This window comes from Nostoc sp. (assembly GCF_041747015.1).
In the GTDB taxonomy this organism is placed as follows: domain Bacteria; phylum Cyanobacteriota; class Cyanobacteriia; order Cyanobacteriales; family Nostocaceae; genus Nostoc.
In genome coordinates this window covers 1-8,152 of the sequence record NZ_JBGTFY010000379.1, presented here as the reverse complement: position 1 = coordinate 8,152, position 8,152 = coordinate 1, and the positions used below count along the sequence as shown (strand labels likewise).

At 40.8% G+C, this 8,152-nt stretch carries 8 protein-coding genes; 5 read left to right on the top strand and 3 right to left on the bottom strand.

Features of this window, described 5'->3' with window-relative positions; translation table 11 throughout:
- The first annotated feature begins 273 nt into the window (after positions 1–273).
- The 3 genes from ACEW80_RS29935 (at position 274) to ACEW80_RS29925 (ending at position 2,902) form a co-directional block, all read left to right on the top strand.
- Entirely contained in the window at positions 274–990 is a 717-nt protein-coding gene (locus ACEW80_RS29935; protein WP_373530090.1) for a trans-aconitate 2-methyltransferase, read from the top strand.
- 378 nt (positions 991–1,368) lie between these two features.
- Positions 1,369–2,448, top strand: coding sequence for a M4 family metallopeptidase (locus ACEW80_RS29930; RefSeq protein ID WP_373530089.1), 1,080 nt, complete (start codon positions 1,369–1,371; stop codon positions 2,446–2,448).
- Positions 2,449–2,602: 154 nt separating this feature from the next.
- Entirely contained in the window at positions 2,603–2,902 is a 300-nt protein-coding gene (locus ACEW80_RS29925) for a protealysin inhibitor emfourin (protein WP_373530088.1), read from the top strand.
- Positions 2,903–2,969: 67 nt separating this feature from the next.
- Here ACEW80_RS29925 and ACEW80_RS29920 read toward each other — a convergent pair whose 3' ends face one another.
- Complete coding sequence (locus tag ACEW80_RS29920) at positions 2,970–3,395, bottom strand: nuclear transport factor 2 family protein (protein ID WP_373530087.1); 426 nt, start codon at positions 3,393–3,395, stop codon at positions 2,970–2,972.
- A 166-nt stretch (positions 3,396–3,561) separates the two neighbouring features.
- Here ACEW80_RS29920 and ACEW80_RS29915 point away from each other — a divergent pair, with 166 nt between their 5' ends.
- A complete protein-coding gene (locus tag ACEW80_RS29915; protein WP_373530086.1) occupies positions 3,562–3,960 on the top strand; it encodes a nuclear transport factor 2 family protein in 399 nt (132 codons plus the stop codon).
- A gap of 14 nt (positions 3,961–3,974) precedes the next feature.
- On the opposite strand, the gene ACEW80_RS29910 is transcribed toward ACEW80_RS29915, so the two are convergent.
- On the bottom strand, positions 3,975–4,451 hold the full coding sequence (locus tag ACEW80_RS29910; RefSeq protein WP_373530085.1) for a hypothetical protein: 477 nt from the start codon (positions 4,449–4,451) through the stop codon (positions 3,975–3,977).
- Positions 4,452–4,893: 442 nt separating this feature from the next.
- Between ACEW80_RS29910 and ACEW80_RS29905 the strand changes: the two genes are divergently transcribed.
- The gene (locus ACEW80_RS29905; RefSeq protein WP_373530084.1) at positions 4,894–6,717 is read left to right on the top strand and encodes a tetratricopeptide repeat protein; all 1,824 of its coding nucleotides are present in this window, start codon (positions 4,894–4,896) and stop codon (positions 6,715–6,717) included.
- A 130-nt stretch (positions 6,718–6,847) separates the two neighbouring features.
- Here ACEW80_RS29905 and ACEW80_RS29900 read toward each other — a convergent pair whose 3' ends face one another.
- Positions 6,848–7,087: a hypothetical protein gene (locus ACEW80_RS29900; protein ID WP_373530083.1), complete on the bottom strand. Its 240-nt coding sequence runs from the start codon at positions 7,085–7,087 to the stop codon at positions 6,848–6,850.
- Between the last annotated feature and the right edge of the window lie 1,065 nt (positions 7,088–8,152).

The window sequence follows — 8,152 nt, the reverse complement described above, 5'->3', positions numbered from 1 at the left end:
CGCTCCTGAAGGGGACTTGACGCCACGCTCACGTGAGCTAGATCAAATTCTTCGTTTAGCCGCCTAGACCACCAGTTGCAACTTTTTGATACTTAGCTCAGGAATTTAATTTCTGGGTCAATTTCTGCAAAAGTATAGTGATATCTGTTTTTGTAGTTTGCTAATTTTTAATTTGCAATTGGAGAACAGAGGAGTTAATTCTCTGCATACCTCTGCGTCTTAAAATCTTAACCAACGCTATATTGATTAGTGTGTCTATTTATTCCAACTTCTATGCAACAGGTATTTCCCGGAGAGGTATTCGCTAACACTGATGATTTTGACACTGGTATTCGCCAGTTGTTACCGCGATACGACGAAATGTTGGAAGTAATTACCTTTTGTGTACCTTCTACAAGTCGTCGCATTTTAGAATTAGGTTGTGGTACAGGCGAACTCAGTCTCAAGATACTCAACCGCTGTCCAGATGCCCAAGTAATTGCCCTAGATTACTCACCTCGAATGCTGCAATTTGCCCAAGATAAAATCACAGCAGCTGGATATCAACAACGCTGGACTGGTATGCAAGCAGACTTTGGCGACTGGGCAAATAATCCAGAAAACTTGGATATTGGTAGCGAATTTAATGCTTGTGTCTCATCCTTGGCAATTCACCATCTTCAAGATGAGATGAAATTGAAGTTATTTGAGCGAGTTGCTGCTAGCCTCACTCAAGACGGCTGTTTTTGGAATGCAGATCCTACTTTACCAGAATCACCAGTTTTAGCAGAAGTTTACAAGGCGGCACGAGAGGAATGGTCAGTTCAACAGGGAATTAGTTTAACAGAAATTGGCGCTAAACGTGGTGCGAGTAGCACCCAAGGTTATTCTAGTCAAGACCAGCTAGCTAGCTTAGATGCTCATTTACAAATGTTGAGCAAAGCTGGATTTAAGACAGTTGCAGTACCTTGGAAATATTATGGTTTGGCGGTGTTTGGTGGCTGGCTGTGAAATTAGTTTTCTGAGATTCGCCTGTCTCTAATCGGTATTTATAAGATTAGCAGTCTTATGGTAACAAAACAGCAATAAATAAGATTATTTCCCTTGATCAGAACTAATATATAAACGCTTTGGATCTGTAAAGGAGGTCTTGCTAATTCATGCCAGGATTCTAGCTGAAACTTGCGGTATTTAAGCTATCCTTGTGTTTTTAAGCAATATTTCCACATCAAAAGTACCCCCGGAGGGTACTATCCATCGTCCACAAAGCTACCCGAAAATACAGAGTAGGAAATTGTTTTTTAGAAAACAAACCAGGGACACGCGATTTAGATTCGTTTTTCTGCTCCTTTGTTTGCCATCACTTAGTTTTAAAAGGAGAATATCTTGATGGCTCGAAATAAAAAGAAATCAGCCGGGTTTAAGTATGAGCATCCACTCTACTCTAGATGCCCAATTTGTTGTATTGTCCCGCCCCATATGCTAGAAAATGTCGTGGTGAATGGTAATCCCGAACAGCGTAGTTGGGCTTTTCGTACATTAAATGTTTCGGCACAGTTTCGCGGACGAAGAGATGTTATAGGTACTGTTTCATTTGCACCTTCTCCGGGTGAGAAGCGCCGCACTATCTACGATGCAAAATCTGGACAGCAACTCCCTGGCACATTGGTACGTGCTGAAGGAGATCCTGCCAGCAGTGATGCCGCAGTAAATGAAGCCTACGATGCTGCTGGTGCTACTTATGACTTATTTTATGAAATATTCGATCGCAATTCTATTGATGACAAAGGACTGCGTTTAGATTCTACCGTGCATTATGGCGTCAAATACGATAACGCCTTTTGGAACGGGGATCAAATGGTTTATGGTGATGGCGACGGAGAATTGTTTCAACGTTTCACGAAGTCGATTGATGTGATTGGACATGAGCTAGCTCATGGCATAACACAGTATGAAGCGGGTTTACAATATTATGGCGAGCCAGGGGCACTGAATGAATCCTTTGCTGATGTCTTCGGTTCGCTGGTGAAACAAAAGACCAAAAATCAGACTGCACAAGAGGCAGACTGGATCATTGGTGAAGGTCTTTTAGTCCCCACTGTCAAAGGTGTTGGCATCCGCTCCATGAAAGCACCAGGAACAGCATACCATGACCCTGTATTGGGTAAAGATCCCCAACCAGGTCATATGAAAGATAAATATACTGGTGTTGAAGATAACGCTGGGGTGCATATCAACTCAGGAATTCCTAACCATGCCTTTTATCTAGCGGCTATTGAAATTGGTGGCTATACCTGGGAGACGGTTGGTAAAATCTGGTATATAGCTTTACGCGATCGCTTGCGTGCCAAAGCAGATTTTAAAAAAGCTGCCAACGTCACCATTCAAGTTGCTGGCGAACTCTATGGTAACGATAGTAAGGAACAGAAAGCTGTGCAGAACGCTTGGCAAAAGGTAGGAGTTATCTAGGACGCACACGATTAATCGCTTCTGTTAAACTTCTGTTAAAAATAAAAACTCACAACTTCTAACTCCTAACTTTTTAGATGTGCTGGGAGGTGAAAACTATCATCTCCCAGTTTTTGTATTTATCCCAACTAAGTAGCACATCGGAGAGCAAAAAATGCGGATATCGTTTGAACGCACGGGCGGCTTTGCTGGGATTAGCAAGAAAACAACCGTTGATACAGCCGATCTCCCACCAAACGAAGCCAATACCCTTCGCCGACTGGTGGAAGTGGCTGATTTATTTAGGCTACCTGAACAGATTACCTCGCCGAATCCCCAGAGCGATCGCTTTCAATATAAATTGACAGTAGAAGATAACGGCAAGCAGCATACAGTAACTGTCAGTGAGTCAGCATTGCCAGGAACTTTAAGACCACTGATTGAATGGCTAATTAACATAGCACAAAAAGGGTAATTTTCATTACAAAAGCAATTCCTTAGAAACTCCCCGGCTTCTGTTAAAAGTTTTCGGATTAATTATTTTAATTTTTTTTCAACCAATCTCCAATCCCATAAGGATCTTGTAGAGGTGCAGAGAGATGTTCGTGTCGGATCTGCCAGCTACCAATTTCATCTTTTTGCAGAATAAATGTAGAACGAAACTTTTGTTGGCTAAGTTTATCTTTCACCGCTACTGTTATTAGTACAATTCCTGCAACCCAAGCAACTTGTTCACATTCCTCAGTAAAGGGGCCTTCCACCCATTCAATGTTTTCTAACTTGAGTGCAGAATCACAAAAATCCTGCCATCCTTTGGCAATATTAGTATAACCAATAGTAGAGTAGCGAGGCCCTTCTACAAAAACGTAGGTATTCTCTTTAGGAATATAATTTTGGCAAATTTGAACTACTTCTTTGCTTAAAATTGCATTAAAAAAGCGATCTACTTGCTCTAGTGCTGTTGTCATTGTGATTTTTAAGTGTTTCTAAGTTCTTCAGCAATCTCTTTTATAGAGAGTGATTAAAGAGCGGGGAAAGCTGCTTTCTCATGCCTTATTATAAAGAATATATGGCAGAAGCAGGCGATCGCCTCTTTTACCTGTTCTACACGTTTATATCCGGTTGAGGGTGAGGATGATACAAAATTCAGAAAATACTTTAAAAGTTGCTCAACAGGCATTTGAACATCTGGTGCATGGTATGGCAACAGGGAAATGGGAAGCATTTTTAGATATACTCACAGAAGATTTTACCCTTTGGTTTCCAATGGGTAAATTCCACGGGTTGAATGTGGGAAAAGAGCGAGCTAGAGAGTTTTTCGAGTACGTTTTTGAGTCCTTTAGTCCGGGGTTGAACCTGACTGCTCTAGACCGTGTTACTAGCAATGAAATGACGGCTGTCTTTGAGTTTCGGGATGAAGGACTTTTGTTCGGACAGCTTTACAAAAATCGAGTAGCAATTTCCTTTGATGTACGTGGAGACAAAATTTGTGGTTATCGGGAATACTTTGGCAGCGATGGAAAATCAAATTAAATAACTCAATTTTGTTAGTTACTATCAGGGTTTAGTTGGTTGATTTCTCTGCACTTAGCCTCTGCTGCTTGATATGCTGCCAGGTAATCTAAACCACCTAACATTACATCACCGTAATATTCATAAGGTGGCTCACCATATATTGGCAAGGGATCATCTTCTGGATAATCTTCTTTCGATTCTTCAATTATGGCTTTCAGTTTTTTTACAGTCAGTCTTTGTGCTGCAAAATACCAAATTTCTTGAGGATTTTTGTTCAGGTGCGGTAATGTGGGATCGACAATGCGTATATCTGAGGCGTCGCCTAGCTCAATCCAACCGTGTTCAATCGGTCTGTATGGCTTGCCAGCAAAAGCTAAAAATCCCTGAACATATTTTGCGCCCTCAGTGGCCAATGCTGCTTTGTAAGCATTATCAAACGGAGTACTAGCTCTGCTGTTTATGCCTTCAGCAATTTTGATTGACAGCGTTTCATCCAATGGTTTGTTCATCAATAGCAAGGATTAGAGCAGCCATTAAAACATAATACCACTCCTGCTTACCATCTTGCTTACGGATTAAGGAGACTGAGGGAGATGGGGAGGCTTAAAGGAGGTTTGAAAAGTCCTCTTCTCGGTAGCAAATACTTTGAGATCCCCCTAAATCCCCCTTAAAAAGGGGGACTTTGATTCCGGTTCCCCCTTTTTTAAGGGGGGTTAGGGGGGATCTATAAGTGCCTAGAATCACAGCCAAATACTTTTCAAACATCTTCTTAAGGTGTAGGGTTTGGATAAAAAAGTTTTGACCTCGTTACTTCTTTACCCAAACAAACATAAAATGATCAATTAAAATTTTAGCAACAAGTACAAGCTGTACTTATAATTATTTTTAAAATATATTGTTAAGAATCCCGATGCTTTAAGACCAAAGAATGTCAAAACCCCAAAAAATTATATGAATGCTGAAGACTTCTTAAACCAAGGATTAAACAAGAATTTGCAAGGAGACTATCAAGCAGCGATCGCAGCTTACACCCAAGCAATAAATCTAAATCCTGATTATGCCGAAGCTTACCATAATCGAGGACTTATTTTAACTGGTCAACTCAAAGATTATCGTGGTGCGATCGCAAACTTCAATCGCGCACTAGAAATCAATCCCAATTTTGCTTTAGCCTACTGCAACCGAGCGAATGCACGTTACTTTTTAGCAGATTATGAAGGAGCGATCGCCGATCATAACCAAGCATTAAAAATTGATCCCAATTTAGCCCAATCTTACCACAGCCGGGGGAATGCCTACTTTGCTTTGGAAGATTATGACAAAGCGATCGCAGATTATATTCAAACAATAGAAAATAGTACCCAATTAGCTAATAATATCAATATTGATATTGCCAACGCTTATCATAATCGCGGTGTAGCTCGTTTTGAGGACGGTGATTACCAAGGAGCGATTGCAGATTTTCAGCAAGCTTTACAATGGCATCCCCATTTTGCCGCAGCTTATAGCAATCGGGGCAATATTCAGTATATCTTAGGAAATTATGAGGAAGCGATCGCTGATCATGACCGAGCATTAAAGTTAGATTCCAACTTAGCTGAGGCTTATCATAACCGAGGTAATGCCCACTATGCTTTAGCAGATTATGAAAGTGCGATCGCTTCTTACAACCGCGCTCTAAAAATCAACCCTAGCTTTGCCGGAGCATACTATAATCGGGGTCTTGTTCTCTCTCACCTCAAAAACTATCAGGGAGCAATTGAAGACTTTAACGAAGCCCTGAGGCTGAATCCTGATGACGTGCAAGCCTATTGCGAGCGTGGTCTGGTTCGGAGTATTCTTGAAGACTATGAAGGTGCGATCGCAGATTATGACCGAGCCTTACAAGAAAATCCGACTCTAGCTTTAGTATACGGCTTTCGGGCGAATGCTCGTCGCCGATTGCGAGACTATCAAGGTGCAATTGAAGATAGCAATCGCCTATTACAACTCAATCCTAACTTAGCTGAAGGATATTGCGATCGCGGGGCGGCTCGTCGTTCTTTAGGAGATCATAAAGGAGCTATTAAAGATTATGATCGAGCGTTGCAGATTAATGATAACTTAGCCGCAGCTTATTATGGTCGGGGTATTGCTCGTGAAGCTTTGCAAGATTTACAGGGAGCAATTAATGATAACACTCAAGCCATAGAGCTTGTTCCTGATTTTTCCCAAGCGTACTGCAATCGGGGAAATACTCGTCGTCTTTTAGGAGATGAACACGGGGCGATTGCAGATTACGATAAAGCTTTACAAATTAATCCCGATTTAGTTGAAGCTTATTACAATCGGGGTTCTACCTGCTATGCTTTAGAAGAATATGAAAGTGCGATCGCAGATTATACCCAAGCTTTGCAAATTAATCCTCAATCTGCTGCATTTTACAGCGATCGCGCTAATGCTCGCTATGCTTTAGAAGATTATCAAGGGGCAATAAAAGATTACAGCCGGGCGATCGCGATCGACCCCAGTTTTGCAGAAGACTGGTACAATCGAGGTCGTAGTCGTTCTTTGGTGGGAGACTTTCAGGGAGCGCTTGCAGACTTGAATCAAGCCTTACAGCGTCAGCCTAATTGGGTGTCAGCTTATATCCTTCGGGCAGATGTCTACCAAAATTTGGGAGACTATCAAGGAGCAATTACCGATTTCCAGAAATCCGCAGACTTGTATTATCAAGAAGGTAATATCCAGAATTACCAACAAATTATTGAACTAATTGAACAACTTCAGCAATAAACATATTGCAAAAATATTGGTTTATTACTTAATTGTTTATGTCTGGCAAATTGCCCATAACAAGTGCAACTTATTTGCAAAAAATTCTCAAAGAAGATAAGTACTAATTTTTTAGTGGCATCATTGACCGTCATGACTCAGAGATAATTTTGGCATTGAGCAAGGTAAAAATTCTATCCAGTTCCAATATGCCTGCCAATTCAGCGTGTTCCTCTAATGTTAGCAATCCGGCTTTTTTCTTCTGTGACAGTTCTTCGAGTCGAGACTGCAATTCTTCAGTAAATTTAAATAGATACACGTCCCTAATTTTACTGAGTTTTATTCCAGAATCTACCCAGAATGAAGGTTGAACCATCATTTGAGTAATCATAAGCTGTGTATCTCGTTTAATTGAGCGGACTGGTCGTATTCTAACAACGAATCCTGCATACTTTGCTTTAGTTTAAGAGGTTGTTTGAAAAATCTATGGTTGTATCGAAATCCCCCCTAGCCCCAGGGCTGTTTCATTCCATTTCAAACAGGATTTGTCAAGATGGTTAGCGATAAAATTCTAAGTAAATCAGGTTTCAGGTGGGGTTTTGAGAATTTATGCAATAAATATATTGAATTCGGGTGGTCGTTTATTGAATTCGGGTAGTCGTTTATTGAATTCGGGTAGTCGTTTATTGAATTCGGGTAGTCGTTTATTGAATTTGGGTGGTCGTTTATTGAATTGGAGGTATCGTTCATTGAATTCAAGCAGTGGTTAGGGCAGGGCAAACGCACCAAAATGTGCGAAAAACAAAAATAATGGGTACTTAGCTTCTACGTATAGGGCTTGAGGTTGCAGAGTCATATTTAAAATTATATGTTTTGGAAAAATTAATAACTAAATCTAATATTTGATTGAAATATTGCTAACGTAGCGTGCCAGAATCTTAGGGCAAGAATGCTTTTATTGCATCAGCCGGACGGCGCGAAAACTATTAGTTATTAAAATTTATAATTGATTAATACCAATTAAAACTTCCATCAAATATTCATTATCCCAGCCAGCAAGATTACGCTCAATCCCTAATCCGAACTAGAAGTCTAAGAAACAGCTTGCATAATTGCATAGTTAAGGTGGCATACTAAATGTAGTAAGGCGACATACTAGAAGGTGTCCGAACTTATTAGTGAGCTAGACATGGAGGAATACAGATGATTAGCCAACAACCGCACATCGCATTTATACACTAGAGATGGCTTTGCCGGGGCCGTGAGCCTCATTGCCAGTTCACTCACCACAATTCCCGTAACGAAATTAACAACCTGAAAGGAGATTGATATGGTTACCATACATTCTGATACCAACCCAACCTCAGATATTTCCAAGTTGATGAACAATCGTGTGGTTCTAATTACAGGAGCTAGCCGTGGAATTGGTGCCGCAACCGCTAAACTGTTCGCTCGT

Coding starts and splice junctions, on each gene's coding strand:
- ACEW80_RS29935 (WP_373530090.1), top strand. CDS start 274: ATGCAACAGGTATTTCCCGGAGAGGTATTCGCTAACACTGATGATTTT.
- ACEW80_RS29930 (WP_373530089.1), top strand. CDS start 1,369: ATGGCTCGAAATAAAAAGAAATCAGCCGGGTTTAAGTATGAGCATCCA.
- ACEW80_RS29925 (WP_373530088.1), top strand. CDS start 2,603: ATGCGGATATCGTTTGAACGCACGGGCGGCTTTGCTGGGATTAGCAAG.
- ACEW80_RS29920 (WP_373530087.1), bottom strand. CDS start 3,395: ATGACAACAGCACTAGAGCAAGTAGATCGCTTTTTTAATGCAATTTTA.
- ACEW80_RS29915 (WP_373530086.1), top strand. CDS start 3,562: ATGATACAAAATTCAGAAAATACTTTAAAAGTTGCTCAACAGGCATTT.
- ACEW80_RS29910 (WP_373530085.1), bottom strand. CDS start 4,451: ATGAACAAACCATTGGATGAAACGCTGTCAATCAAAATTGCTGAAGGC.
- ACEW80_RS29905 (WP_373530084.1), top strand. CDS start 4,894: ATGAATGCTGAAGACTTCTTAAACCAAGGATTAAACAAGAATTTGCAA.
- ACEW80_RS29900 (WP_373530083.1), bottom strand. CDS start 7,087: ATGATTACTCAAATGATGGTTCAACCTTCATTCTGGGTAGATTCTGGA.